We start from the raw sequence: 25,671 nt of genomic DNA, 5'->3' as shown, positions 1-25,671 counted from the left end.
AGCGGCCGCCAGCCGGTAGCGCGCGGCTTGAACAGGGGGCCACCCTGATCGGCGCCACGCGCTACCGGCTGGCGGCCGCTGCGAGGCAACGCGGCCCACTTCATATAGGAGAACACGCCCCCAATCTCCTCAAATCCAGCTCGCAGCCCAGCAGGAATTCCAGGGCTTCCAGGTGGCGGCGTGTCTCGGCCATGTCGCGGCCCCAGGTGTAAATGCCGTGGCCGTTGATCAGGTAGGCGTGCAGTGGTTTGCCCGAATCCAGCCAGGCATCCACCTGGGCGACCAGTTCGGGCATGTGCTGGGTATTGGGGAAGACCGGAATCGCCATCTCGGCGTCGTGCGTGGTCTGGCCGGCAATGGCCTTCTGCAGCTCCCACCCCACCAGGCGCACCACGCCTTCTTTCGCGAACAGGCGCGAGGCCACGCTTTGGGTGCGCGAATGCGTGTGCAGCACCGCATTCATCTCGGGGTAGCGGCGATAGATCTGCGTATGCAGATCGGTCTCCGCGCTGGGGCGCGCGTCGGTGCCGACGGCTTTGCCATGCATGTCGATCAGCATGATGTCGTCGCGGCCCAGCTTGCCTTTGTCGCGGCCTGAAATCGTGATGGCGGCGTGATCGGCATCCAGTCGCATCGAGAAATTGCTACTGGTGGCCGGTGTCCAGCCGGCGGCGGCGAGTTCGCGTGCGGCATCGGCGATGGCGTCGGCGCGCTCGGCGAACAGGGCAGGGGAGATCGTGGCTGGAAGAACCTGGCTCATGTGGAATGGACGTCCAAACGGAGCGCGACTATAGCATGCGGTCGAAGCGGACCCTTCTGGAATGCGAGCCATTCGCGAGTCGGGATGAATGTCTCCGGGAGGCGTAACATCGCTGCTGGATTCGCTGCAGGGTGCAGCGAATAGATCCCTGACGGAGGTTTGGCCAATGTCGTATGAAAAAGATTTCGAATCGCGTCGTCGCTTTCTCAAGGCTGCCGCGGGAACGGCTGCCGCAGCGGTGGTGATCGGAGGCTTGCCGCGGTTTGCGCGCGCTGCCGATTTGCCGCATGTGGCCGAGTCCGATCCGACGGCCAAGGCGCTGGGTTATGTCGAGGATGCCAGCGCGACGAAGGACGCCAAGCGCAAGCCGGGCGATACCTGTGCCAACTGCCAGTTCTATTCCGGTGGTCCGAGCGGTTACGGTCCGTGTCAGCTGTTCCCGGGCAAGTCGGTGAATGCGAAGGGCTGGTGCGTATCGCACGCGCCGAAGAAAGCCTGACCTGCGCTCCTCGCGCTCGTCGCTGCACCGAAAGGCCGGCGGCTGCGCCGGCCTTTTCTTTTCTTCCACACACACAGATGCGCGACGTGGGTACGTTGCGATGTGGTGTGCGAACAAGAAGGAAAGTCATCGGCGATCGAACGATCTGCCGGAAGGTTAAAGATGCAGCCCAGACGCGTCAGGCCGAGGAGCTGACTCACCTGACGCGCCGGGCGGCAATCCGGGGCCCACTGCCAAGTGATCAACCCACGGACTGAAGATCATACTCCCGGCCGGATCGGTTGGGGCGGCCCTAGGCCAAAAAAATCCCGAAAAAGTCTCGTTAAATCATTTAAAAACAATGAATTACGATGCAATTCGTGACTCATTGTCATGAGTGGGGTGCGATTGCTGCGAACTGGGAGTAGGTTGCTGTTTCGATGACGTTTGCAGGAAAAGTGATAATTTCGCCGAAATTGAAGGTTTTTCGGCGAAATTAGCGTCAGATGCGGTTCCTCAGCTTACTGTGCCGGACGCCGTAGCCGAAGTAGATCGCCAGGCCGATCACGGTCCAGCTGATCATCAGCAGCCAGTTGAACCAGGCCATGGTGGACAGCAGCGCCAGGCAGCTGAGCACGCCGGCGGGGCAGATGAACCATGCGGCCGGTACGCGAAACAGGCGCGGCAGTTCCGGCGCGGTGTAGCGCAGGATCAGCACGCCGGCGCACACCGCGACGAACGCGATCAGCGTACCCATGGAGGTGAGGTCGGCCAGCAGGTCCAACGGAAACACCGCGGCGAGTATGGCGATACCGGCGCCGGTGATCAGGGTGTTGAGGTGCGGCGTGCGGTGCTTCGGATGGATGCGGTTGAACACGCGCGGCAGCAGACCGTCGCGCGACATGATCATGAAGATGCGCGGCTGCGCAATGATCATCACCAGGATTACCGAGGAGAGGCCGATCAGCGCACCGATCTCCACCACCAGGCGCAGCCAGCCGAGTTCTGGATGCGCGCGGATCGCGGTGACGACCGGTTCGCTGGTGCCCAGGTCGGTGTAGGAGACGAGGCCCGTCAGCACGGCGGCCATGGCCAGGTAGAGCACGGTGCAGATCACCAGCGAAACCAGCGTGCCAAATGGCAAGTCTTTTTGCGGGTTCTTGCATTCCTGCGCGGCGGTGGAGGTGGCCTCGAAGCCGATATAGGCGAAGAACACCATCGCCGCGCCGCGCATGATGCCGGACCAGCCGTACTTGCCGGGGCCATCGGCCGGCGGTACGAACGGGTGCCAGTTGGCCGGGTTGATGTAGCGGTAGCCGGCGATCACCACCACGATGATCAGGCCGACCTTGAGCGCGACCATCAGCACATTGAGGCCTGCCGATTCGCGAATGCCCACGTAGCACAGCCAGGTCAGCGCCAGCACGATGGCGACCGCCGGCAGATTCAAGATGTGCCCGGTGGCCACCAGGTGGCCGTTGGTAAAGGCGAGAGGCGCTTCGGTAAGCGCAGTCGGAAGGTGGATGCCGACATGATCAAGCAAGCTGGTGAAATAGCCGGTCCAGCTTGCGGCCACGGCGGAGGCGGAGATGCCGTACTCAAGCACCATGTTCCAGCCGATGAACCAGGCGACCAGTTCGCCCAGCGTGGCGTAGGCGTAGGAATAGGAGCTGCCCGAGATCGGGATAAGCGTGGCGAACTCGGCGTAGCACAGGGCTGTGAAGCCGCTGCAGATCGCTGCGAGGATAAAGGAGATGAGCACCGCCGGCCCTGCGTGTTCAGCGGCCGCCTGTCCCGTCACCACAAAAATGCCGGTGCCGATCACGGCGCCGATGCCGAGGGCGGTGACGCCCCACTTGCCGAGCGTGCGGCGAAGGCTGGGGCCGCCGTGGCAGTCGTCTGCGTCGGAGAAGTCGGTCTTGCGGGCGAAAAGCTGCTTGAGCATGCGTGAACCTGGTGGAACGTAGTGTCAGGGCATGGTTGCCCAATAAAAGCAGAAGGCCGGCTCGAAGCCGGCCTTCCCCTCCGGAGCGATTATGCGGCGGACTTGCGCAACTTGCTGTGCGAGTAGCCGTAGAGGAAATAGATCGCCTGGCCGATCGCGATCCAGGTCAGCATCCAGCGCCAGTGCTCCACGAACGACTGCAGGAACAGCGCCATGCAGGCGAGCGCACCGAGCGGGCAGACCAGCCACACCACCGGCACGCGGAATGCGCGGGGCAGCTCCGGGCGCGTATAGCGCAGCACCAGCACGCCGATGCACACGGTAGCGAAAGCGAGCAGGGTGCCCATAGCTACCATTTCGCCCAGCACACCGATGTTGAACATGCCGCCCAGCATGGCGGCCAGCACGCCGACTACCACAGTGCCCACGTGCGGGGTGCGGAACTTCTGGTGGATGCGGCCGAAGAAAGCCGGGATCAGGCCGTCGCGCGCCATCGAATAGAAAATGCGCGGCTGGCCCATCAACATCACCAGGATCACTGAGCTGAGGCCGGTCACCGCACCGATCACCACGATGATCTGCAGCCAGTGCAGGGTCGGGTAGTTGTCCAGCGCGGTCGAAACCGGTTCCGGCGTACCCAGCAGACGGAAGTCGGCGATGCCGGTGAGGATGCCGGCGACGATGATGTAGAGGATCGTACAGACCACCAGCGAGCCGAGGATGCCGATCGGCATGTCACGCTGCGGATTCTTGGCTTCGGCCGCCGCGGTGGAGACCGCATCGAAGCCGATATAGGAGAAGAACACGATGGCAGCGGCGCGACCCACACCGCTCCAGCCGTACTTGGACGGACCCTCGCTGGCCGGGATGAAGGGGTGCCAGTTGTCCGGGTTCACGTACTTCGAGGCAAAAGCGATGAACAGCAGGATCACCGTCACCTTGATCGCCACGATGATCGAGTTGACGAAGGCGGACTGAGTGATGCCGACATAGCACAGGCCGGTGATGGCGGCGATGATCGCCACGGCGGGCAGGTTGATCAGCATGCCGGTGGCCTGGACGTGGCCGTCAACGACGGTGAACGGGGCCGCGGCCAATATTTTCGGCAGGGTCACGTCATGGCCGACCCATCCACTGATCAACGACAGCAGCTTGTTGAAATACCCCGACCAGCCCGCCGCTACAGTCGCGACGGTGAACAGATATTCCAGCACCAGACTCCAGCCGACGAACCAGGCGACGTATTCGCCGAGCGTGGCATAGGAATAGGAGTAGGCGCTGCCCGACACGGGCAGCATGGCGGCGAACTCGGCATAGCAGAGTGCCGCCAGTGCGCAGGCAAAACCCGCAAGCACGAAGCTGAGCACGATGGCTGGGCCGGCGTGCTGTGCCGCAGCCTGGCCGGTGATCACGAAGATGCCGGCGCCGATGATCGCGCCGATGCCCAGCATCACCAGGTGGCGGGCGGACAGTGCGCGCTTGAGGGTGGCTTCGCCATGTGCGCCCACGTCCGGAAGCTCTCCAGCTCCGGACGCAGCCGAGATTGGTGTCGTCGCAAAAAGATTTTTCAGCATGTTTCTCCCCAGAATGCTGGTTATTCGCTTTCGTATTGTTGGACCGGGTTGAAGCCCGACCGGCGATGCGCAAAGACTCAACCGACGCACCATAGCCCAGCGGAACGCGGCGGTACAAGCTGCAATGCGGATATGACTATTGGTGGTTTTCGTCGAGCTGGAATCGTGCTTGCTCTCCTTTTTCGGTAAGCGACTGGCGGGCACGGCGCCAGCCAACGTGTTCTTAGAAGACCATGTTGACCGCTACCTGGGGCGCCACGAATGCATCGTTGTGCCGTCCAGCGACACTGAACTGGGTGCCCGCAATGACCCCGAGGTTGCGGTTGACGTTGTATTCCACGGCCGGCGCTACGCTGTAGACCGAGCGAGCCGGATCGCGGCGGTCGACCACCTGCGCCATGACTGGCGATTGACCTTGCATGCCGTGGAGATGAGCCGACGATTCGTGGTCGTAGGCGAGATCGAGTGCCAGCACCCAATGCTCATCGATGCTGTATTCGGCAGACAGTGAGATGCCGAGCGAGCGTCCCAGGCGCACGTGGCCACGGAAGTCGGCTGGCGTTCCATAGACGCTCTTGCCCGTGATGCCCACGGAGCTTGGCGGCAGGCTGTAGGACAGATTCGAACGCCAGCGCAGCGGTCGGCCGTCAGGTAGCCACAAGTAGTGCTGGGTGCTCAGCGCCAGCGTGTTGATGGAGGCGCCGTTGCCGGTTCCGTTTAGTGGGTTGGCGTCCAGCCGGTCGTAAGCACCGGTGGGGAAGCGGTGGGCGAACGCCACGGAGATGGCCGGCCGGGTGCCGTCGGTGTTGGGGGCGAGCAGCATGTACTGCAGTTTCGCCGAGGTGTCGGTGAGACGGGCGCCATCGGTATGTGTGCCCCCTGCATACGCGTGGGTCATGCCGAGCGAGAGCTGCGCCTGCAGTCGATCGGTCACGCCGTAGATGACCGGCACCAGCAGCTGCCACTGGTGCGAGTCGCTGATCTTGTCCTGCTTGCGACCCTGCCCGTCATACGTGCCGGTGCTTGATTGGTAGACCAGATAGGGTTCGATGTTGGTCAGTCCGCGCGGGAGGTTGGCAGCGTTTGGGGTGAGAAGCGGGCCGGTGAAATTGGCCGTGGCGCGTATGTTGTCGCCCAGCGCGGGTGTGGCGCACGCCAGCAGGAAAGGCAGGCATGCAGCGGCAGTCATTCGCTTGCAACTCATACAGTCGATCTCCATGCGACGAGTGATCGACGCGGCATGCGTGGATCACGTCGTCAGGCTAGGAGTTGGATGCGCGGTAAGATGTAAGAGCGTTCTGAAAAATATGGCGATGAATGACTCGTCGTTCACAGCCGTCAATCACGAGGTGTGCGTGCGTCATTCTTTCGACCGTTATCAGCAGCGTTGGCCCGATGAAGATCAGGTGGCGCACTTCCTCCACTTTCTCAGCGAAACGCCGGATGCCTTCCAGCGTCATCATCTCGCCGGTCATTTCACCGGTTCGGCCTGGCTGGTGAGCAACGACGGCGAGCGCGTGCTGCTGACCCATCACCGCAAGCTGGCTCGCTGGCTGCAGCTGGGTGGCCATGCGGATGGTGATACCGACCTCGCGCGGGTGGCCCTGCGCGAGGCGGGAGAGGAGTCGGGGCTCGCCGATCTGCAGGTTGAGGACGAGATCTTCGACGTCGACCGCCACTGGATACCCGAGCGTGGCGACGTGCCGGGGCACTGGCACTACGACGTACGCTACGTGGTGCGCGCGACAGGTAGCGAGGCGTTTGCGGTCAGCGAGGAATCGCTGGCGCTGGCGTGGAGGTCGATCCGCGAGATCGCAGATGACGCGAGCGCGGATGTGTCGCTACGGCGCATGGCGGCCAAGTGGCTGGAGCGCAGTACTTTGTAGGAGCCACCCTGTCGGCGAAAGCCCTGCACAGCAGGGCCGGGCCCGTACGGAGCACGATCCTGTCGGGCCGTTTCACTCGGGCCACCCATGGCCCTCGCCCTTGGGGCGGCTATCGCCGTGCAAACCGGCAGTCCTGCCGGTTTGTCGCGCACAGGGTGCGCTCCTACATGGATTCGTACTTAGAAGGCGCAGGGTGCAGCTGGCCGCATTGCTGGCAGGTGCGCGCCTCGCGCGAGCGGTAGAAACGCTCGAACACCGGTGGAAAATCGCGTTCGATGCTCTCGAGGGTGAAGTACTCCTCATAGAGTTTGTGGTTGCAGTGCTGACAGAACCACAGCAGCCCGTCTTTTTCGTCGGCTAAACGGCGGCGCTCGATCACCAGGCCGATGGAGTCCGGCATGCGCTGCGGCGAGTGCGGCACACGCGGTGGCAGGTAGAACATTTCGCCGGCCCGAATCGGGATGTCGCGCGCGGTGCCGCCGTCCTGCACCTTGAGCACCATTTCGCCTTCGAGCTGATAGAAGAATTCCGGGCCTTCGTCGTAGTGATAGTCGGTGCGCGCATTGGGCCCGCCGACGATCATCACGATGAAGTCGCCGTCGACGATGCACTTGTTGCCGACCGGCGGCTTGAGCAGGTGGCGGTGTTCGTCGATCCAGCGTGTCAGATTGATCGGTGGCAGCAGGGACATGGGGCGTTCCGGCGGGGTATGGAGACAAGATAGCGTCGCTGACCGGCCCGGGGAATGCCCGCGCAGTCGATGGCCTAGCGTTGGATTAAGGCCCCCAGCCCAGACTATGAGCCAGCGCGCGGCCGGTGCGCCGGTATCCATCCGGGCTCAGATGGATGAGGTCGCGACCCATCATGCTGGGCTGGGCGTGCGCCCAGCCGTAGCTGCCGCCGGGTCCGCCCATCAGGTCCTGCCAGCTCCAGACGGTGCAGCCGAACTGGTTGCCGACTTGCCGTTGAATGCCTTCGATCCGTTGATGGATGTGTCCGTACGCGAGCAAGGGGAGCGGACGCACCTTGCCTGAGCGCAGTGAGCCACGATCGGGTGGCCCGACAAGGACGCAGGAGATCGATGGGAAGACCTTGCGTAAGTGAGTCAGTGCCTGAGTCAGCGTCGCCGCATATTTATCGGCGTCGAAATCGGAGGCGGCCCCTTCGTTGGTGCCGTATTCCAGCACGACGCCGTCATAGTTCACGCCGTGCAGGGTTTGTGCGAGGTAGTCGGGATCGGCATTGGCCCAGCCGCGCACGGTAGCGGAGGGCAGGCCGAACACGTCGAAGGTGATCGTCGGCGGTTGTATGTAGTCGAGAATGAGGCCGTACAGCACCAGCTTGCCCTGTGTTACGCGCAGCTTGATCGTCGAGATCGGTCGATCGCTGCGGATAGTCAGTGTCTGACTGTCGCTCGCGGCCGCCAGAGGGGCACTGAATGGCTCGCCGTCGTTGATGGTGTAGCCAATCGTGGCGCCGGCGGGCGCGCGATAGACAAGCTGCAGCTGGCGTACGTTGGGTTGTCGCACAGCATTGCGCAGATCGAGCCAGAGGTAGCTGTCCGGCCCGGCGTCGGCCATGCGGTTCATCAAGGCCGGTCCGCTGGCGATCGGCGTGGCTGAGGTATAGGCGATTTCCGTCGACCATCCAGAGCCGATGCAGTAGGCCCGCAGCCCGGGCAGGTTGATGTTGGCGCGCCCCATGGTCGGCGGAAGAAAGCGGGGAGCCACGCTCAGGCCGCGGCTGCGCAGCGTCTCGATGATGGTAGGCATGAGCGGCCCACCGGCGATATGGCTGTCACCCCAGAAGGCGATGCGGCGAGGCTGCGTCGTGTCGCCGAGTGCGAAACCAGAAATCGCGCTGGGATCGAGTACTGGCTGGTCGCGGATCACCGTTCTGGCCAGGGGGCCGAGTTCGGCATCGCTCGGCATCTGGGTGCCGACCATGGAAACGCCCGCGGACGGACGGCCTGACGGCGGTTTTGGTGCTGGCGGCGCGTTGGGGCACGCCAGGTCGCTGATATTTGCCACGGGCAGGCTGTCCTGGGCCGCGGTGGGGCGCGCTATCGACAACGCGATGAATCCCATGCACCAGGCACCCATCGTGATGAAGCGTGAAACGTGTGCCATGAGGTTTGGGTCTCCAGGAATTCAAGGCTCCGAGCCTGCCAGAGTTTCGGGCAGGTCGTTGTGCTTCAGATACGCCAGATGTTTCTTGCGCAGAGCCTTGGTGTAGATGCCATCGCGCGATGCACCGAGGATCAGTTGCAGGTCGCGCACCACCTCGCCGCGTTCGCCCAGATGGAAGGATTGCGCGATCACGCTCTGCGGTGTGTACGTATAAGCGGATGTGGTGGGCGGACGGCCGAGTGCAGCCACGCAACGCCAAGTGGTGAAGCCGATCGGTTTCACCGTGGTGCCGTCCGCTTGTGTCCAGCCCTGGGTGGACATGCGATTGGCTACCTCGATTTGTTGCGCGGGCGTCGCCTCCGCCGGGGTGGGCGCGAATTCCACACCTCCCCATGTCGTCCAGTCCGCGACGGAGATGCCGAGGCCGCCCGAATGGCGTCCGGCGTTTTGCCAGTTCGCATCGGTCTCGCAGAGCGCCATCTTTTGCCAGTATTTGTCGGAAGGTGCCGATTGCGATGCGCGGACCAAGGTGAGTGACAGATCGCCCGCGCTGGCGGTGTAGTCCTTGCTGGTGTCGATAGCGGTTGGACTGGGTGCATTCTGCGTGCCGGGCACCAGATGCCCCTCGCGCATGATGGCGGCGATGAAGGCGTGCTGGCCGATGTCGGTCAGATGGACGCCGTCGGAGACAAAGTAATCCGGCTGGCCCTCCGAGACATCGTTCCATCGGACGCTCACCACGTTGGGGAAGTCGGGTGCTACGCGCTCGATCAGTGCATTGTTGGTCTCCATCCAGCGCCGCGGCACATGCGTGTTCACCAGAATCACGCGTTCACGGTCGGCAAGCATGGAGAGTATCTGCCGGAGCTGAGCCTCGGTGATGTAGCCATTGGTGCCCAGGTGGATCAGTGTCACCGGGCGCAGCTGGTCGGCATTGTGCAAAGCCTTGAGTTGCTTGATCACATCGGCGGCCTGCCAGCCCATCGTGGCGTGAACATCCGCCCCACGCAGTGTGGCCTTGAGCCGTCTGCCGGAACCTAGCAGTACCGAATCGCCCACCGCCGTCAGCTCCTGGCCAGTGAAGGTCTGCACCGGTGGCTGATCGGGCTGATCGGGCGCAGCGGGAGCCTCCACCGGCTGGAGTGTTTCGGCTGTCGACTCGGCCACAGCCGGGCTGGCCTTGTCTTTGGCATCCATGGCGCTGGCCGTGGCATCGAGACCCAGTGCGTCGCGTACATCCTGCGCCGGCTTTGCCTGGGTGGGCGCCTGCAGCAGGACGGCGCCCATCGCGCCAAAGGCCATGAGCACGGTCAGCATGACGGCCGTGCGGCGTAGCCAGGTGCTGCGGCGTGTGGTCATTTGGCGCCAGAGGCGTTCGAGCGCGCCGTGGCGGATCGGTGCTTCCAGATACCGATAAGAGAGCGCGGCGATGCAGACCGTCAGCGCCATGCGCAGTATCAGAATCGTGTTCGCATCCAGCGCGTACACATCGATGCCTGGCCGCGTCAGCATGAAGACGGGCCAGTGCCATAGATAGATCCCGTAGGAGCGCTCGCCGATCCAGCGCAGCAGCCCGCTATCGAGCCAGCGGCCGAACGATAGGCCCGGATGGGTGGCTGTCGCGACAAGCGTGATGCTCGACGCCGCGGCCAGGAGAAAGCCCCAGGGATAGAGCGACGGGGTCTCCTCTCCCAGGCAGGCGAACAGCGCGAACATCATCGCCAGCGCGGCCAGGCCCAGCAGGAATCCGGCGCCGCGGGTCACGGGACGGAGTGGCCGTGTTGCGCGGCTGGGTTGCCAGGAAAGCCCAAGCACGGCGCCTAGCAATAGCGGAAAGCCATGCGTGTCGGTGCCGAAATAAAGTCGCGAGGGGTCCCCTTGGTCCGGGTAGCCCATTTTCATGGCCAGTACCGCCATCCATGCCGCGGACGCTATCGCCAGTATCGCCGCCACCACGGCCAAGCCACGCCGGCCGATGCGTGGCAGGCCCAGCAGAACCAGTGGCGCCCACACGATGTAGAACTGTTCCTCGATAGCCAGCGACCAAAGGTGCTGTAGCAAGGGCGGTCGACCGGTGGCTTCGAAGTACGACGTATGGGTGCGCAGCAATTCCCAATTCGTCAGGTAGACGAGAGATGCCGTCGCATCGCCCCGCAGGTGCGGCAGGGCATCGGTAGCAAACCATGCCGCTGCGGCGATGACGCCCGCCATCATCAGCCAGGCCGCGGGCAATAGGCGCTTGGCGCGGCGCCAGTAGAACTGGCCGAGATCCAGGCGTTTGGACGTCTGAATTTCGCTCGCCAGCAATCCCGTGATCAGGAAGCCCGAGATCACGAAGAACAGGTCGACGCCGAGATAGCCACCCCTGGCCCAGTAGAAATCGGCATGAAACAGCAGCACCGCGGTGACGGCGATGGCGCGAAGCCCGTCGAGCCCGGTCAAGCGGACGGCGATAGGGCTTGGTGAGTCAGTGATTACATCCGCCACATCCGAGTGGTGATCCACTTCCTGTGGATGGTCAGCGAGGAGCATGTTGACGCTCTTGGTTGGAAGTCCTTATCCGTGCAGCATGTCTGCCGAACGTGATAGCACGATGGAAAGTTCGGGCAAAAACAGGGGCGATGCGGTGTGCCCTTCGGGTCAAACCTCCAGCGTTGCCAGGTCGCCCTTTTCTTCCAGCCAGGCCTTGCGGTCACTGGCGCGCTTTTTCGCCAGCAGCATGTCCATCAGCTTGGCGGTGCCTTCACCGTCGTCGACGGTGAGCTGCACCAGGCGGCGGGTATCGGGGTGGATGGTGGATTCGCGTAGCTGAGACGGGTTCATCTCGCCCAGACCCTTGAAGCGGGTGGTGCTGACCTGGCCTTTCATTTTCTCGCGCTCGATCCGCTGCAGCATCGCGGCTTTTTCGTTCTCGTCGAGGCAGTAGAACACCTGCTTGCCCACGTCGACGCGGAACAGCGGCGGCATCGCCACGAATACGTGCCCTTCGCGCACCAGCGACGGGAAATGGCGCAGGAACAGCGCGGTGAGCAGGGTGGCGATATGCAGGCCGTCGGAATCGGCGTCGGCCAGAATGATGACCTTGCCGTAGCGCAGGCTGCTGAGGTCGTCCTTGCCGGGATCGCAGCCGATGGCGATGGCGAGGTTGTGCACTTCCTCGGAGCCGAGCACCGAACCGGATTCCACTTCCCAGGTGTTGAGGATCTTGCCGCGTAGCGGAAGGATCGCCTGGAACTCCTTGTCGCGTGCCTGCTTGGCGCTGCCGCCGGCGGAGTCGCCCTCCACCAGGAACAGCTCGGTACGGTTGAGATCCGTCGCGGTGCAATCAGCCAGCTTGCCGGGCAGGGCGGGGCCTTGCGTGATCTTTTTGCGGATGACCTGCTTGGACGCCTTCAGGCGCGCGCTGGCGCGCTCGATGGCGAGCTGGGCGATGCGTTCACCCAGTTCCACGTTCTGGTTCAGCCACAGGCTGAAGGCGTCGTGCACGACGTTTTCGACCAGTGCTGCGGCATTACGCGAGGACAAACGCTCCTTGGTCTGGCCGGCGAACTGCGGATCCTGCAGCTTGGCCGACAGTACGAAGGCCAGGCGCTCCCACACGTCTTCCGGCGCCAGCTTCACGCCGCGCGGCAGCAGGTTGCGGATGTCGCAGAACTCGCGGATGGCATTGGTCAGGCCGCTGCGCAGGCCGTTGACATGGGTGCCACCTTGCGCAGTCGGGATCAGGTTGACGTAGCTCTCCTGCACCAGTTCGCCTTCCGGCAGCCAGGCGAGGGCGACGTCCAGGCCTTCGGTCTCGCGGGCCACGTGGTGCACATAAAGATCGGAGGGCAGTGACTCGGCGCCTTCCAGTTCGCCGCGCAGGTAGTCGCGCAGGCCGTCCTCGTAATGCCATTCGACGACTTCGCCGCTGGCCTCATCGGTGAGCTTCACATTGAGGCCGGCGCACAGCACGGCCTTGGCGCGCAGCAGGTGCTTGAGCTTGGACAGCGAGATCTTCGGCGAGTCGAAGTACTTCGCTTCCGGCCAGAAGTGCACGGTGGTACCGGTCTTTCTCTTCGGCACGCTGCCGATGATCTCCAGCTCGCTGACGCGGTCGCCGTGCTCGAACGCCATGCGGTATTCGTTGCCATCGCGACGGATGGTGACTTCCACCCGGTTGGACAGCGCATTCACCACCGACACGCCCACGCCATGCAGGCCGCCGGAGAAGTTGTAGTTCTTGCCGGAGAATTTACCGCCCGCGTGCAGGCGGGTGAGGATCAGCTCCACGCCGGGAATACCTTCCTCCGGATGGATGTCCACCGGCATGCCGCGACCGTCGTCGCTGACCTCGACCGAGCCGTCGCTATGCAAGATCACATCGATCGACTTGGCATGGCCGGCCAGCGCCTCGTCCACCGAGTTGTCGATGACTTCCTGCGCCAGATGGTTCGGGCGGCTGGTGTCGGTGTACATGCCCGGCCGGCGCTTGACCGGGTCAAGGCCAGAGAGGACTTCGATGTCGGCGGCGTTGTAGCGACTGCTCATTAGTGGTTTTCGATCAGGCGAGTCGCGGGAGGATGAGGTGAGGGGTCTAAGAGGTCAAGGGGCCAAGGGGCGCAAGGAGTAAGCAGTAAGGGGTAAGCACGCAGGTAGGCGATGGCGTCTCGGACTTGCGCACTTACTTCTCACTTCTCACCCCTTGCACGCCGCTCATAAGAGCGGCGCGCAATGCCGCTCCAGCCAGATCAGGTCAGCATCTTCCAGTAGCGGGCTGAGCGCGGCGCGCACGGTGGCGTGATAGTCGTCCAGCCAGGCTCGCTCTTCGGGATTGAGCAGGCTGGGTTCCAGCGCGCGTCGGTCGAACGGGCACAGCGTGAGCGTTTCGAAGGCGTAGTACTCGCCGAACTCGGTCAGGTCGGCTTCCACCACCACGGCGAGGTTTTCGTGGCGGATACCGTGCCGGCCTGGCTTGTACAGGCCAGGTTCGATCGAGCTGATCATGCCGGGCTCCAGCGGCACCAGGGCGCCGCCCTGGATCGGCGGACGAATGCCCTGCGGCCCTTCATGCACGTTGAGGAAAAAGCCGACGCCGTGGCCCGTGCCATGGCCGTAGTCCATGCCGCTGGCCCATAGCGGCGCGCGCGCCAGCGCATCGAGTTGCGGACCGCTGGCGCCCCTGGGAAAGCGTGCGCGGGACAACGCGATCAGGCCCTTCATCACCAGGGTGGCGTCGCGGCGCTGCTCAGCGGTGGTCTCGCCCAGGGCCAGCACACGGGTGATATCGGTGGTGCCGCCGAGGTACTGGCCACCGGAATCGACCAGCAGCAGGCCCTGCGGCTTGAGGGTGCTGTGGCTTTCCGGTGTGGCGCGGTAGTGCGGCAGGGCGCCGTTGGCTTGATAGCCGGCGATGGTGGAGAAGCTTTCGCCGACAAAATCGGGTTGGGCGGAGCGCTCCTCGCGCAGCAAGGTCTCCACATCCAGCTCAGTCTGGCTCATGCCGGCCACAAGGCGTTCTTCCAGACGGCGGAAGGCGCGCACCAGTGCGGCGCCATCGCGGCGCATCACATCGCGAATGTGATCCAGCTCGGCCGCGCCCTTGCGCGCTTTGAATAACGTGGACGGGTTGGCGGCCTCGATGCGTTGGGTCGCCTGCGGAATGGCGGCGGCGATGGCGCTGACGACGCGGCTGCTATCCAGTAGAAGGCTATCGCTCTTGCTCAGCTCGCCCAGTGCATCGGTGACGGTGGCGTAATCGGCGAGCTGGATACCGTCGGCGGCCAGCGAGACCACCAAGGCGTCGCTCAACTTGCCACGCTCGATGAACAGCGTGGCATGTCCGTCGGCTTCGACCAACAGATGCGACAAGAACACTGGATTGCACTCGACATCACTGCCGCGCAAGTTGGTCAGCCAGGCGATGTCGTCCAGGCTGGATACCAGATGGTGGCTGGCGCCGAGCTTGCGCATGGTGGTGCGCAATCGCGTGAACTTGTCGGCGCGCGGCACGCTGGCATAGTGCAGGGTGTGTTCGCTCACCGGGGCGGTGGGCAAGGGCGGACGATCGGTCCAGATCGCGCCGGGCAGGTCCAGATCGGTGCGCAGGCGGGCGCCGGATGCTTCAAAGCGGCGCTCGATGTGACGCTGGGTGGAGAGGGCAAGGCTGTCGCCGGCCACCGCCAGTACCTCGCCTTCGTCCATATGCTGCTGCAACCAGTCCAGATGCTCGGACGCGTGCGACATGCGCTGCTTCATCAGGGCAATGCCGCTGCCGGCCAGTTGTTGTTCGGCCTGGGCAAAGTAGCGGGAGTCGGTCCACAGGCCGGCATGGTCCTGGGTCACCACCAACGTGCCGGCCGAGCCGGTAAAGCCGGACAGCCAGGCGCGGGCCTGCCAATGCGCGGGCAGATATTCGGAAAGATGAGGGTCGGCGCTGGGAACGAGGCAGGCTGTGACACCTTGCTGGTGCATGGCCTGGCGCAGGGTGGCAAGACGGATGAGGCTGAGGTGGGTGCGGTCGCTCATCTATTCATGCTAGCAGTCGCCGAGGCGCGGTTCCGGCGGCGATGCATGAATCGAAGCGGGAAATTTTCCGAGATGACTCGCGGGTAGGACCATCTTCCTCTAAAATGCCGATTTCCAGCACGGCTGCATCCCATGACCCCCCTGATTTTCGTCACCGGCGGTGTGGTGTCCTCACTTGGTAAGGGCATCGCCGCGGCGTCGCTGGCTTCCATTCTGGAAGCGCGTGGCCTCTCGGTCACCATGATGAAGCTCGATCCATATATCAACGTGGACCCGGGCACCATGAGTCCCTTCCAGCACGGCGAGGTCTATGTGACCGACGACGGCGCGGAGACTGACCTCGACCTCGGTCACTACGAGCGTTTCGTGCACACCCGCCTCACCGGCAAGAACTCTATCACCACCGGCAAGATCTACGAATCGGTGATCCGCAAGGAGCGCCGCGGTGACTATCTCGGCGCCACCGTGCAGGTGATCCCGCATATCACCGACGAGATCAAGCACTGCATCCACGAGGCCACCCGCGGTTTCGACGTGGCGCTGGTGGAGATCGGCGGTACGGTGGGTGATATCGAATCGCTGCCGTTCCTCGAGGCCATTCGCCAGCTGCGCATCGAACATGGCCCGGAGAAGGTGCTGTTCATGCACCTGACCCTGGTGCCGTACATCAAGGCCGCTGGCGAGATCAAAACCAAGCCGACCCAGCATTCCGTGAAGGAGCTGCGCTCCATCGGTATCCAGCCGGACGTGTTGCTGTGCCGTTGCGAACAGCAGTTGCCGGAAGGCGAGCGCCGCAAGATCGCGTTGTTCACCAATGTGCCGGAGCAGGCGGTGATCAGCGCCGCCGACGTCGACATCATCTACAAGCAGCCGCTGTGGCTACACAAGCAGGGGCTGGACGAGATCGTGGTCAAGAAGCTCGGCCTCGAAGCCGGCCCGGCCGATCTCTCCGCCTGGCAGCGCACGGTCGATGCGGTGGAGCATCCGAAGGACGAGATCAACATTGCCATCGTCGGCAAATATGTCGAGCACAAGGACGCCTACAAGTCGTTGGGTGAAGCGCTGCGCCACGGCGGCATCAAGCAGCTGACCCGCGTGAATCTGCAGTGGGTCGACTCCGAACAAGTGGAAGCCGAGGGTGCGGCCAAGGCGCTTAGCAGCGTCGATGCGATCCTGGTGCCGGGCGGCTTCGGCAAGCGCGGTTTCGAAGGCAAGGTGCTGGCGGCCAAATATGCCCGTGAGCACGGCGTGCCGTACTTCGGCATCTGCTACGGCATGCATGCGGCGGTGGTGGATTTCGCCCGTAACGTGGCCGGCCTGACCGACGCCGACTCCAGCGAGAACGATCGCAACACCGGCAACCCGGTGATCGCGCTGATCACCGAGTGGACCACGGCCACGGGTGAAATCGAGCAACGCAGCGAGCGTTCCGATCTCGGCGGCACCATGCGTCTCGGTGCACAAGAGTGCCGCCTCAAGGCCGGCACGCTGGCGCGCGAGATGTACGGCCAGGAAGTGGTGCGCGAACGCCATCGCCACCGTTACGAGTTCAACAACCGTTACCGCCAGCCGTTTGAAGACCTGGGCATGGTGGTCTCCGGCAAGTCGATGGATGACCTGCTGGTGGAGATCGTCGAACTGCCGCAGCAGAAGCACCCATGGTTCCTCGGCTGCCAGGCGCATCCGGAATTCACCTCCACGCCGCGCGATGGCCATCCGCTGTTTATCGGCTTCGTGCGCGCTGCGCGCGAGTTCAAAGCCGTGCGCGAGGGCGAGCGTCTGGCCAAGGAGCACGTCGCATGAAGTTGTGCGGCTTTGAGGTAGGCCTGGATCAACCGCTGTTCGTGATTGCCGGCCCTTGTGTGGTCGAGTCCGAACAGCTGCAGCTCGATACCGCCGGCAAGCTCAAGGAAATCACCGGCAAGCTCGGTATCAACTTCATCTTCAAATCCAGCTTCGACAAGGCCAACCGTTCCTCCGGCACCAGCTTTCGCGGGCCGGGCATGGAGGAAGGGCTACGCATCCTGGGCGAAGTAAAGCGCCAGATCGGCGTGCCGGTGCTGACTGACGTGCATGAATACACTCCGTTTGGCGAAGTCGCCTCCGTGGTGGACGTGCTGCAGACGCCGGCCTTCCTGTGCCGCCAGACCGATTTCATCCAGGCCGTGGCCCGCGCGGGCAAGCCGGTGAACATCAAGAAAGGCCAGTTCCTCGCGCCGTGGGACATGAAGCACGTGGTCGCCAAGGCCAAGGATGTTGGTAACGACAACATCCTGGTGTGCGAGCGCGGCGCCAGCTTCGGCTACAACAACCTGGTATCGGATATGCGCTCGCTCGCGGCGATGCGCGAAACCGGTTGCCCGGTGGTGTTCGACGCGACTCACTCCGTGCAGTTGCCAGGTGGCCAGGGCGCCAGCTCGGGCGGCCAGCGCGAGTTCGTGCCGGTGCTGGCGCGCGCCGCGATCGCGGTCGGTGTGGCCGGCCTGTTCGCCGAAACCCATCCGGATCCGGACAAGGCGCTCAGCGACGGCCCCAATGCGTGGCCGCTGGGCAAGATGGAGGCCTTGCTGGAAACCCTGTTGGAGCTGGATGCGGTCACCAAACGCCACGGCTTCCTCGAACAAACTCTTTGATCGCGTAACGCGGGTCTTCCCGCCGCACGGATCGGCCTGTCTTTTCGCTTCATCACCTTTTGGACTGGAATTGCATGAGCACCGAAATCACCCGTATTCACGCCCGTGAAATCCTCGACTCCCGTGGCAACCCCACGCTCGAAGCCGAAGTGACCCTTGCCGGCGGTGGCTTCGGTCGCGCGGCGGTGCCGAGCGGTGCCTCGACCGGCGCCCGTGAGGCGGTCGAGCTGCGCGACGGCGACAAGTCGCGTTACCTCGGCAAAGGCGTGAAGAACGCGGTGGCGAACGTCAACGGCGAGATCGCCGGTGCGCTCAAGGGTTTCGATGCGGCTGACCAGAAGGGCCTGGACAGCAAGCTGATCGCGCTGGACGGCACCTCGAACAAGGGCCGACTGGGCGCCAATGCGCTGCTCGGCGTCTCCATGGCAGCCGCGCATGCTGTTGCGGCTTCGCGCAGTGAGCCGCTGTGGAAGTACCTCTCCAACGGCAAGCCGGGTGCGCTGCCGGTGCCGATGATGAACATCATCAACGGCGGTGCGCATGCCGATAACAATGTCGATGTGCAGGAGTTCATGGTGCTGCCGGTCGGCCTGCCGAGCTTTGCGGAGTCGCTGCGCGCCGGCACCGAAATCTTCCACGCGCTGAAGAGCGTGCTGAAGGGCAAGGGTCTGAACACCGCAGTGGGTGACGAAGGCGGCTTTGCGCCAAACCTGCGCTCCAACATCGAGGCGCTGGACACCATCCTCGAAGCGGTGAACAAGACCGGCTACAAGATCGGTAGCGAGATTCTGCTGGGTCTCGACGTCGCCAGTTCGGAGTTCTTCAAGGGCGGCCAGTACGACCTGGAAGGCGAGGGCAAGGTCTACACCCCGGCGCAGTTCGTCGATCTGCTGGCAAGCTGGAGCAAGCAGTACCCGATCGTCACCATCGAGGACGGCATGGCCGAAGGCGACTGGGACGGCTGGAAGCTGCTCACCGAGGCCATCGGCAACAAGGTGCAGTTGGTCGGCGATGACCTGTTCGTGACCAACCCGGCCATCTTCCGCGAAGGCATCGACAAGAAGATCGCCAACGCCATCCTGATCAAGGTGAATCAGATCGGTACGCTGTCCGAGACGCTGGAAGCGATCGCCATGGCGGATGCCGCCAAGTACGCCGCCATCGTGTCGCACCGCTCGGGCGAGACGGAGGACACCACCATCTCCGACATCGCGGTGGCGACCACGGCGACCCAGATCAAGACCGGTTCGCTGTGCCGCACCGACCGCGTGGCCAAGTACAACCAGCTGCTGCGCATTGAAGAGCAGCTGGGCGCGGCCGCGCGTTACGCCGGTCGCCAGGCCTTCCCGAACCTGAGCAGCCTGCCGGGCTGATTGAGGTAGCGGACGACCATGCTGCGCTGGATCGCCCTGATCTTGCTCCTGGCCCTCATCGGTCTGCAGGTGAAACTGTGGACCGGCAACGGTGGCGTGCACGAAGTAGAAACGCTGCGCACCGCCGTGAAAAAGCAGGGCGAGGACAATCAGCGATTGCTCCAGCGCAATCAGGCGCTGGCTGCCGATGTGGACGATCTGAAGCACGGCGAACAAGCGGTGGAAGCGCGCGCGCGCGCCGAACTGGGCTTGATCAAGCCAGGTGAAACGTTCTACCAGGTGGTCGAGAAACCCGGCGCTGCCAGCAGCGCGCCGCTGCCGGCCACCGCCAGCGATAGCGGGCAGTGAGCATGACGTCCCTGTGGTGCGTGGTTCCGGCCGCCGGGCGCGGTGCGCGGGTTGGTGGCGATATTCCCAAGCAGTATTTGCCGCTGGCCGGCAAACCGCTGATTCAGCACACGCTGGAAAGGCTCGCTGCGCATCCGCGCATTGCCGGGTTGATGGTGGTGCTGGGTGCGCAGGATGCCTGGTGGCCCGGCATCGATCAGCTTGGCGACAAGCCGGTGCGCCTCGCGATCGGTGGCGCTGAGCGTTGCGACTCGGTGCTCGCCGGTGTCGAAGCACTGCCCTCGAGTGTGCGCGACGACGATTTCGTGCTGGTGCACGATGCGGCACGCCCCTGCGTGCGTGCGGTGGATATCACCCGCCTTATCGAACTCGGTTCGGCGGCTGGCGGTGGCCTGCTGGGTGCGCCGTTGCGCGACACGCTCAAGCGTGCCGATGCAGCGGGGCGGAGCCGGCTGACCGAGCCGCGCGACGAGCGTTGGCGCGCTTTCACGCCACAAATGTTTCGGCGCGCCGAATTGGCTGCCGCGCTGCGCGCCGCGGCGGCGCGAGGCTTGAAGGTCAGCGACGAGGCGATGGCGATGGAGTCCTCGGACTTCGCTCCATTGCTCGTCGAGGGCGCCGAGGACAATATCAAGGTCACCACGGCCGCCGATTTCGCGTTGGCCGAGTTCCTGTTGGGCAAAACGGATGGGGAAGGGTAGCCGCATGATGCGAATCGGCCAGGGTTTCGACGTGCATGCCTTCGGCGAGGGCGACCACATCATGCTGGGTGGCGTGCGCGTACCGCATAGTCACGGCGTGGAAGCGCACTCGGATGGCGACGTGGTTATCCATGCATTGTGTGATGCGATCTTCGGCGCGCTGGCGTTGGGCGATATCGGCCAGCACTTTCCGCCCTCTCAGGAGCGCTGGCGCAACGCCGAAAGCCGGGTCTTTCTGCGCCACGCCGCTACGCTGATGCGCGAGCAGGGTTATGCCATCGGCAATGCCGATGTCACGGTGATCTGCGAACTGCCGAAGGTCGGCCCACACGCACTGGCGATGCGCGAGTGCATGGCTAGGGAGCTGGGTTGCGAGGTCGGGCGCATCAGTATCAAGGCCACCACTACCGAGAAGCTGGGCTTCACTGGCCGCGGCGAGGGCATCGCTGCGCAGGCCTGCGTGTTGCTGGCATTGGCCTAAGCTAGGCGTCGGTTCTCGTCTCCCTAAGACGCCAGCACGAACCACTGGAGGCGATTTCATTTCTATCGGGCTCGCCACGCTCTCTTCATCTTCGCCAAGGCTTTCTTCATCCATGTCCGAACTTCCTTACGCTTACGGCCATCCGCCGCTCATGGCGCAACTGCGTAGCACGCCGGAAGACTTCCAGGTGGAAGAAATTCTGGGTTACGACGCCGATGGCGAAGGCGAACACGCCCTGTTATGGGTTGAGAAGCGCGGTGCCAATACCGATTGGGTGGCGCGTGAATTGGCACGCTTCGCTGAGGTGCCTCCCCTCAACGTGGGTTACGCCGGATTGAAGGATCGCCATGCCGTCACCCGGCAGACGTTTTCCGTGCAGCTGGCCGGCAAGCCGGATCCGGACTGGTCGGCGTTTCCGCATGCTGACGTGAAGGTGCTGGCCGCCACCCGCCACAAACGCAAGCTCAAGCGCGGCGCGTTGCGCGGTAACCGCTTCGTGCTGGTGTTGCGGCAGGTGCAGGGTGAGCGCGAAGCGGCTGAGCAGGTGTTGCGGCAGATCGCGGTGCGCGGCGTGCCGAACTATTTCGGCGAGCAGCGTTTTGGCCGTGAAGGCGGCAACGTGGCGCAGGCGCGGGCGATGTTCGCCGGCCGCCGGGTCGATCGCGACAAGCGGTCGTTCCTGTTGTCGGCGGCGCGCTCGCATATTTTCAATGCGGTGCTGGCGGCGCGTGTGGAGCGCGGGGCTTGGGACGCGCCGCTGGATGGCGAGATCTGGTCGCTGAGCGGAACGCGCTCCTGGTTTGGGCCGGAGCCGTTCGATGCCACTCTCGCGGATCGCCTTGCGCGTGCAGACATCCATCCGTCCGGACCCATGTGGGGGCAAGGCGAGACGCCCGCCAAGGACGTGGCGGGTGCCCTGGAGAATGAGGTTGCCATCGCCAACACCGATCTCGCAGAGGGTCTCGCTGCCGCACGCATGGATCAGGAGCGCCGCCCGCTGCGCCTGATTCCCAAGGATCTGAAGTGGCGCTGGCTGGAAGAGGATGCGCTGGAGCTTACGTTCGAGCTGCCCGCCGGTGCCTATGCCACGGTGATCGTGCGTGAACTAGCACAGGTGTAGGAGCCCATCCTGTGGGCGACCATCACGACGTACGCACGCCGTAGGTTTTTCATTCGGGCCATCCCTGGCGCTCCCCTTGCGGACGGCTTGCGCCGTGCAAAACCGGCAATCCTGCCGGTTTGTCGCGCACAGGGAGCTACGCTTTCAACAGTACGACCACCGCGCCGGTGCCGCCCTGCATCGGCCGTGCTGAAGCAAACGCGATCACGTCATCACGCCGTCTTAGCAATCGGTCGGTCAGCACTTTCAATACCGGCCCACTGGCTTTGGAGCGCAAGCCCTTGCCGTGCACGATGCGCACGCAGCGCAGGCCGTGGTGGTGGGCCTCGGCGAGAAAGTCGGCGATGGTTGCCTGCGCCGCGGCAGCGTTCATCTGATGCAGATCGATATCGTCCTGCACGCTGAACTGACCGCGCTTGAGTTGCTTGAGCAGCTTTGGCGGATAGCCGTCGCGCAGATAGCTCAGCTCCTCGCCCACTTCCAACAGGCCAGGGTCGAAGGCCATGTCCAGCAATTCGCCCGGCACCGCCGCTTCGTCGGCTTCCAGCATATGCGGGTGTGGCTCTGGCTTGGGCGTGGATGGTGCCGGTTCCACCGGGTCGAGGCGGCGCACTTCGCCGATCGCCTCGCGAAACAGGCGGGTGTCGTCGTCGCTGACGGGTGACGGTGGCTGGTGTTTCATGGCGGCATCCTAACTAAGAGCCTGCTCAATATCTCTGGAGGGCACGCAGAGATAGAGATATTGAGAAGACTCCAAATCGACTGTTGCTAGCTCGGTTCGGTTCCGTGATGACGGTTATGGCGGGCGGCCGGGCGTAGGTGCAAGCTGCGCGCTTGCACAGACCAACGGGAGATGGGGATGAAAGTCGGCATCATCGGCTCTGGTGTGGTGGCGGAGGCGCTAGCCAGCGGGTTTCTCAAACATGGTCACCAGGTAGTGTTGGGGACCCGGTCGGCGGATAAGCTGGCTGCTTGGGTCAAGGCGAATCCAGACAGCCAGGTGGGCAGCATGGCGGAGGCTGCCGCTTTCGGTGAAGTCGTGGTGCTGGCGGTGAAGGGCGGCGCGACGAAGGATGCACTGACTCTGGCCGGTGCCGGGAATCTGGCGGGCAAGGTGGTCATCGACGCCACCAATCCGATTGCCGACCTGCCGCCCGTCAACGGCGTGTTGCGCTTCTTTACCTCGATGGATGAGTCGTTGATGGAGCAGCTGCAGAAGGCATTCCCGGCGGTACGCTTCGTCAAAGCGTTCAATTCGGTCGGGAACGGGCAGATGGTCAACCCGGCCTTGCCGGGTGGGCGGCCCAGCATGTTCATCTGCGGCAACGACGACGCGGCGAAGCAGCAAGTGCGCGGCATTCTCGACCAGTTTGGCTGGGATACGGAGGACATGGGCAAGATCGAAGCCGCCCGTGCCATCGAGCCGCTATGCATGCTGTGGTGTATTCCGGGCCTTCTGCGCAACGAGTGGTCGCACGCGTTCAAAGTGCTGCACGCTTGAGCGATCATCGTGTGAAACCATAGGCCCGCTCAGGTAGACTCAGGGGTCTACGGAGCGTGCCGGGGAGCCTAAGGGCGGCGCGCCGAATACGGCTTTGAACGGATCATGATGCGAGTTCTGGTTAGCAATGACGATGGCGTGGATGCACCGGGCATCCGCGTGCTCGCCGAGCGCCTTGCCGCGGTCGGCCAGGTCACTGTGGTGGCCCCCGACCGTGATCGCTCCGGCGCGAGCAACTCGCTCACGCTCGACGCGCCGATCCGCGCTTTGCAGATGGAGAACGGTTACTACCGAGTCGCTGGCACGCCGACCGACTGCGTGCATCTGGCGCTGGCCGGCATGCTGGACTATGAGCCGGACATCGTAGTTTCCGGTATCAACAACTCCGCCAATCTCGGCGACGACGTGATCTATTCGGGCACGGTCTCGGCGGCGATGGAAGGGCGCTTTCTCGGCTTGCCGGCGATTGCCGTGTCGCTGGTCAGCAAGGATCACAAGGGCGAGCACTACGACTCGGCGGCCACGGCTGTGCTGCTGTTGATGGAACGTTTGCTGGTCGATCCGTTGCCGGCCGACACCATCCTCAACGTCAACGTGCCGGATCGGCCGTGGGACCAAATCCACGGCTTTGAAGTGACTCGGCTGGGCAAGCGGCACCGTTCCGCACCCTGCATCAAACAGACCGACCCGCGCGGCAAGACCATCTGGTGGATCGGCCCGGCTGGCGATGTTGACGATGCAGGTCCAGGCACCGATTTCCACGCTGTGCAGCGTGGCTATGTGTCGGTCACACCCATCCACGTCGACCTGACCCGTTTCCAGGCGCTGGAGAAGGTCAGCAGCTGGGTGAATGCCCTCACCGACGGCATGACCGCGTCCGCCGGCGACAAGGTAGCGTGAGGTGAACGTGCATCCGTTGCCGCCATCTGCATTGAAGGGCGAGGGCATGACCTCGCAGCGTGCGCGCGATCGTCTTGCCGCCAAGTTGAAAGACGAAGGGATCCGCGACGAGCGCGTGATCGACGTGATTCGCAGTCTGCCGCGCCACCACTTCATCGATCAGGCATTGCACTCGCGTGCCTATGAGAATACGGCGCTGCCGATCGGCCATGGCCAGACCATTTCCCAGCCATGGGTGGTGGCGCGCATGACCGAGGCGCTGCTGGAACATTTCGACGCCAAGCAGGGCATGCCGCAGAAGGTGCTGGAGATCGGTACCGGCTCCGGCTACCAGGCGGTGGTACTGGCTTCGCTGGTGCCGCAGGTGTTTACGGTGGAGCGCATCGAGGAATTGCTGCGCCAGGCACGCCGGCGCTTCCGTCAGCTGGGCCTGACCAACATTCGCTCGCGCCATGACGACGGCAAGCTGGGTTGGGCGGATGAAGCGCCGTTCGACGCCATCATGCTTACGGCGGCTGGCGATGCCATTCCATCTGCATTGCTCGACCAGCTCAGTCCCACGGGCGTGCTGGTGGCGCCGGTGGGCTCGCCGAGCCACCAGATACTCATTCGCATGCGCGGCGACGGGGAGGGCGACTTTATCCAGGAAGAACTCGCTGCGGTGAGTTTCGTGCCGCTGCTCGGCGGTATCGGTTGATACGCCGCATTCATCAAGGAAGCGCCTGATGCGCCTGTTTGGAACGCTGTATGCCCGCGCACTCATCTGGGCGCGTCACCCCAAGGCCGTGTACTACCTGTGTGGCCTGAGTTTCGTCGAAGCCTTTATCTTCCCGATCATGCCGGAAGTGATGCTGGCACCGATGATGCTCGGCAAGCGTCATAAAGCCTTCTTCTACGCCAACATCAGCCTGTTGTTTTCGCTGCTCGGTTCGCTGGTGGGTTATGCGCTGGGCCACTGGGCATTCCAGGCACTGCATCCGGTGCTCGAAACATTGCACCTGCTCGCGCCGATCGAGCAGGGGGTGGAGAGCCTGCGCACCCAGATGAACCAGCATTGGCTGGGCTTGCTGGTGGTGTTGGCACTGGCCGCGTTGCAGCCGGTGGTGCCGATGAAGTTCGTCACCTGGGCGTCGGGTATTGTCGGCGTGCCGATCGTCCCGTTCCTGGTCTGCATGGCGGTCGGGCGCGGCAAGCGCGTATGGCTGCTGGCCCTGCTGATCCGCCTGTTTGGTGAGAGGGCGGAGCGCATCCTGCACAAGCATATCGAGTGGATCGGCTGGGCGGCCATCGTGATCCTGGCCGGGTTGCTGACGTGGTGGATCTGGCTGCGCTGAA

Annotated in this window: 23 protein-coding genes; 13 read left to right on the top strand and 10 right to left on the bottom strand. The window is 63.8% G+C overall.

Features of this window, described 5'->3' with window-relative positions; translation table 11 throughout:
* Positions 1-100: 100 nt before the first annotated feature.
* The gene (locus OUZ45_RS18300; RefSeq protein ID WP_266171661.1) at positions 101-760 is read right to left on the bottom strand and encodes a methylthioribulose 1-phosphate dehydratase; all 660 of its coding nucleotides are present in this window, start codon (positions 758-760) and stop codon (positions 101-103) included.
* Positions 761-926: 166 nt separating this feature from the next.
* Between OUZ45_RS18300 and OUZ45_RS18295 the strand changes: the two genes are divergently transcribed.
* Positions 927-1,259: a high-potential iron-sulfur protein gene (locus tag OUZ45_RS18295; protein ID WP_266171659.1), complete on the top strand. Its 333-nt coding sequence runs from the start codon at positions 927-929 to the stop codon at positions 1,257-1,259.
* Positions 1,260-1,740: 481 nt separating this feature from the next.
* On the opposite strand, the gene OUZ45_RS18290 is transcribed toward OUZ45_RS18295, so the two are convergent.
* The 3 genes from OUZ45_RS18290 to OUZ45_RS18280 form a co-directional block, all read right to left on the bottom strand.
* On the bottom strand, positions 1,741-3,183 hold the full coding sequence (locus tag OUZ45_RS18290) for an amino acid permease (protein ID WP_266171657.1): 1,443 nt from the start codon (positions 3,181-3,183) through the stop codon (positions 1,741-1,743).
* A gap of 89 nt (positions 3,184-3,272) precedes the next feature.
* Positions 3,273-4,757, bottom strand: a complete 1,485-nt coding sequence (locus tag OUZ45_RS18285; RefSeq protein WP_266171655.1) for an amino acid permease — start codon at positions 4,755-4,757, stop codon at positions 3,273-3,275.
* Between the two features lie 223 nt (positions 4,758-4,980).
* Positions 4,981-5,961 (bottom strand): hypothetical protein, encoded by a 981-nt coding sequence (locus tag OUZ45_RS18280; RefSeq protein WP_266171653.1) that lies wholly within the window; start codon positions 5,959-5,961, stop codon positions 4,981-4,983.
* Positions 5,962-6,064: 103 nt separating this feature from the next.
* Between OUZ45_RS18280 and OUZ45_RS18275 the strand changes: the two genes are divergently transcribed.
* Complete coding sequence (locus tag OUZ45_RS18275) at positions 6,065-6,643, top strand: NUDIX hydrolase (protein ID WP_425601718.1); 579 nt, start codon at positions 6,065-6,067, stop codon at positions 6,641-6,643.
* Between the two features lie 163 nt (positions 6,644-6,806).
* Here OUZ45_RS18275 and OUZ45_RS18270 read toward each other — a convergent pair whose 3' ends face one another.
* From OUZ45_RS18270 to OUZ45_RS18250, 5 genes are all read right to left on the bottom strand, one after another.
* The gene (locus OUZ45_RS18270; protein ID WP_266171649.1) at positions 6,807-7,334 is read right to left on the bottom strand and encodes a 3-hydroxyanthranilate 3,4-dioxygenase; all 528 of its coding nucleotides are present in this window, start codon (positions 7,332-7,334) and stop codon (positions 6,807-6,809) included.
* Positions 7,335-7,419: 85 nt separating this feature from the next.
* Positions 7,420-8,772, bottom strand: coding sequence for a GDSL-type esterase/lipase family protein (locus tag OUZ45_RS18265; protein WP_266171647.1), 1,353 nt, complete (start codon positions 8,770-8,772; stop codon positions 7,420-7,422).
* A gap of 21 nt (positions 8,773-8,793) precedes the next feature.
* Entirely contained in the window at positions 8,794-11,304 is a 2,511-nt protein-coding gene (locus OUZ45_RS18260) for an acyltransferase family protein (RefSeq protein WP_266171645.1), read from the bottom strand.
* Between the two features lie 108 nt (positions 11,305-11,412).
* Positions 11,413-13,302, bottom strand: a complete 1,890-nt coding sequence (gene parE / locus OUZ45_RS18255; RefSeq protein WP_266171643.1) for a DNA topoisomerase IV subunit B — start codon at positions 13,300-13,302, stop codon at positions 11,413-11,415.
* A gap of 165 nt (positions 13,303-13,467) precedes the next feature.
* Positions 13,468-15,279 (bottom strand): aminopeptidase P family protein, encoded by a 1,812-nt coding sequence (locus tag OUZ45_RS18250; protein ID WP_266171641.1) that lies wholly within the window; start codon positions 15,277-15,279, stop codon positions 13,468-13,470.
* A 132-nt stretch (positions 15,280-15,411) separates the two neighbouring features.
* Between OUZ45_RS18250 and pyrG the strand changes: the two genes are divergently transcribed.
* The 7 genes from pyrG (at position 15,412) to truD (ending at position 21,935) form a co-directional block, all read left to right on the top strand.
* Positions 15,412-17,082, top strand: a complete 1,671-nt coding sequence (gene pyrG / locus OUZ45_RS18245) for a CTP synthase (RefSeq protein ID WP_266171639.1) — start codon at positions 15,412-15,414, stop codon at positions 17,080-17,082.
* Positions 17,079-17,912 (top strand): 3-deoxy-8-phosphooctulonate synthase, encoded by an 834-nt coding sequence (gene kdsA / locus OUZ45_RS18240; protein WP_266171637.1) that lies wholly within the window; start codon positions 17,079-17,081, stop codon positions 17,910-17,912. The genes pyrG and kdsA overlap by 4 nt, the downstream gene beginning before the upstream one ends.
* A 74-nt stretch (positions 17,913-17,986) precedes the next feature.
* Positions 17,987-19,285 carry a phosphopyruvate hydratase gene (gene eno, locus OUZ45_RS18235; RefSeq protein ID WP_266171635.1) on the top strand — a complete coding sequence of 433 codons (1,299 nt, stop codon included), beginning with the start codon at positions 17,987-17,989 and terminating at the stop codon, positions 19,283-19,285.
* An 18-nt stretch (positions 19,286-19,303) separates the two neighbouring features.
* Positions 19,304-19,633: a cell division protein FtsB gene (ftsB, locus tag OUZ45_RS18230; protein ID WP_266171634.1), complete on the top strand. Its 330-nt coding sequence runs from the start codon at positions 19,304-19,306 to the stop codon at positions 19,631-19,633.
* Positions 19,630-20,334, top strand: coding sequence for a 2-C-methyl-D-erythritol 4-phosphate cytidylyltransferase (ispD, locus tag OUZ45_RS18225; RefSeq protein ID WP_425601717.1), 705 nt, complete (start codon positions 19,630-19,632; stop codon positions 20,332-20,334). Before ftsB ends, ispD begins: the two co-directional genes overlap by 4 nt.
* Before the next feature lie 7 nt (positions 20,335-20,341).
* Positions 20,342-20,815, top strand: a complete 474-nt coding sequence (ispF, locus tag OUZ45_RS18220) for a 2-C-methyl-D-erythritol 2,4-cyclodiphosphate synthase (RefSeq protein WP_323137577.1) — start codon at positions 20,342-20,344, stop codon at positions 20,813-20,815.
* Positions 20,816-20,927: 112 nt separating this feature from the next.
* Positions 20,928-21,935, top strand: coding sequence for a tRNA pseudouridine(13) synthase TruD (truD, locus tag OUZ45_RS18215; protein ID WP_266171630.1), 1,008 nt, complete (start codon positions 20,928-20,930; stop codon positions 21,933-21,935).
* 136 nt (positions 21,936-22,071) lie between these two features.
* On the opposite strand, the gene OUZ45_RS18210 is transcribed toward truD, so the two are convergent.
* A complete protein-coding gene (locus tag OUZ45_RS18210) occupies positions 22,072-22,617 on the bottom strand; it encodes a Smr/MutS family protein (RefSeq protein WP_266171628.1) in 546 nt (181 codons plus the stop codon).
* Between the two features lie 144 nt (positions 22,618-22,761).
* On the opposite strand from OUZ45_RS18210, the gene OUZ45_RS18205 reads away from it, so the two are divergent.
* The 4 genes from OUZ45_RS18205 (at position 22,762) to OUZ45_RS18190 (ending at position 25,670) form a co-directional block, all read left to right on the top strand.
* On the top strand, positions 22,762-23,436 hold the full coding sequence (locus OUZ45_RS18205; protein WP_425601719.1) for an NADPH-dependent F420 reductase: 675 nt from the start codon (positions 22,762-22,764) through the stop codon (positions 23,434-23,436).
* A 108-nt stretch (positions 23,437-23,544) separates the two neighbouring features.
* Entirely contained in the window at positions 23,545-24,336 is a 792-nt protein-coding gene (gene surE / locus OUZ45_RS18200; RefSeq protein ID WP_266171671.1) for a 5'/3'-nucleotidase SurE, read from the top strand.
* A 46-nt stretch (positions 24,337-24,382) separates the two neighbouring features.
* Positions 24,383-25,033 (top strand): protein-L-isoaspartate(D-aspartate) O-methyltransferase, encoded by a 651-nt coding sequence (locus OUZ45_RS18195; RefSeq protein WP_425601716.1) that lies wholly within the window; start codon positions 24,383-24,385, stop codon positions 25,031-25,033.
* A 28-nt stretch (positions 25,034-25,061) separates the two neighbouring features.
* Positions 25,062-25,670: a YqaA family protein gene (locus OUZ45_RS18190; protein ID WP_266171622.1), complete on the top strand. Its 609-nt coding sequence runs from the start codon at positions 25,062-25,064 to the stop codon at positions 25,668-25,670.
* Position 25,671: the final 1 nt, after the last annotated feature.

Origin of the sequence: Dyella subtropica (assembly GCF_026283965.1) — a bacterium.
GTDB lineage: Bacteria > Pseudomonadota > Gammaproteobacteria > Xanthomonadales > Rhodanobacteraceae > Dyella_D > Dyella_D subtropica.
The sequence above is the reverse complement of the archived record's forward strand: the minus strand, read 5'-3'. Positions and strand labels throughout refer to the sequence as shown.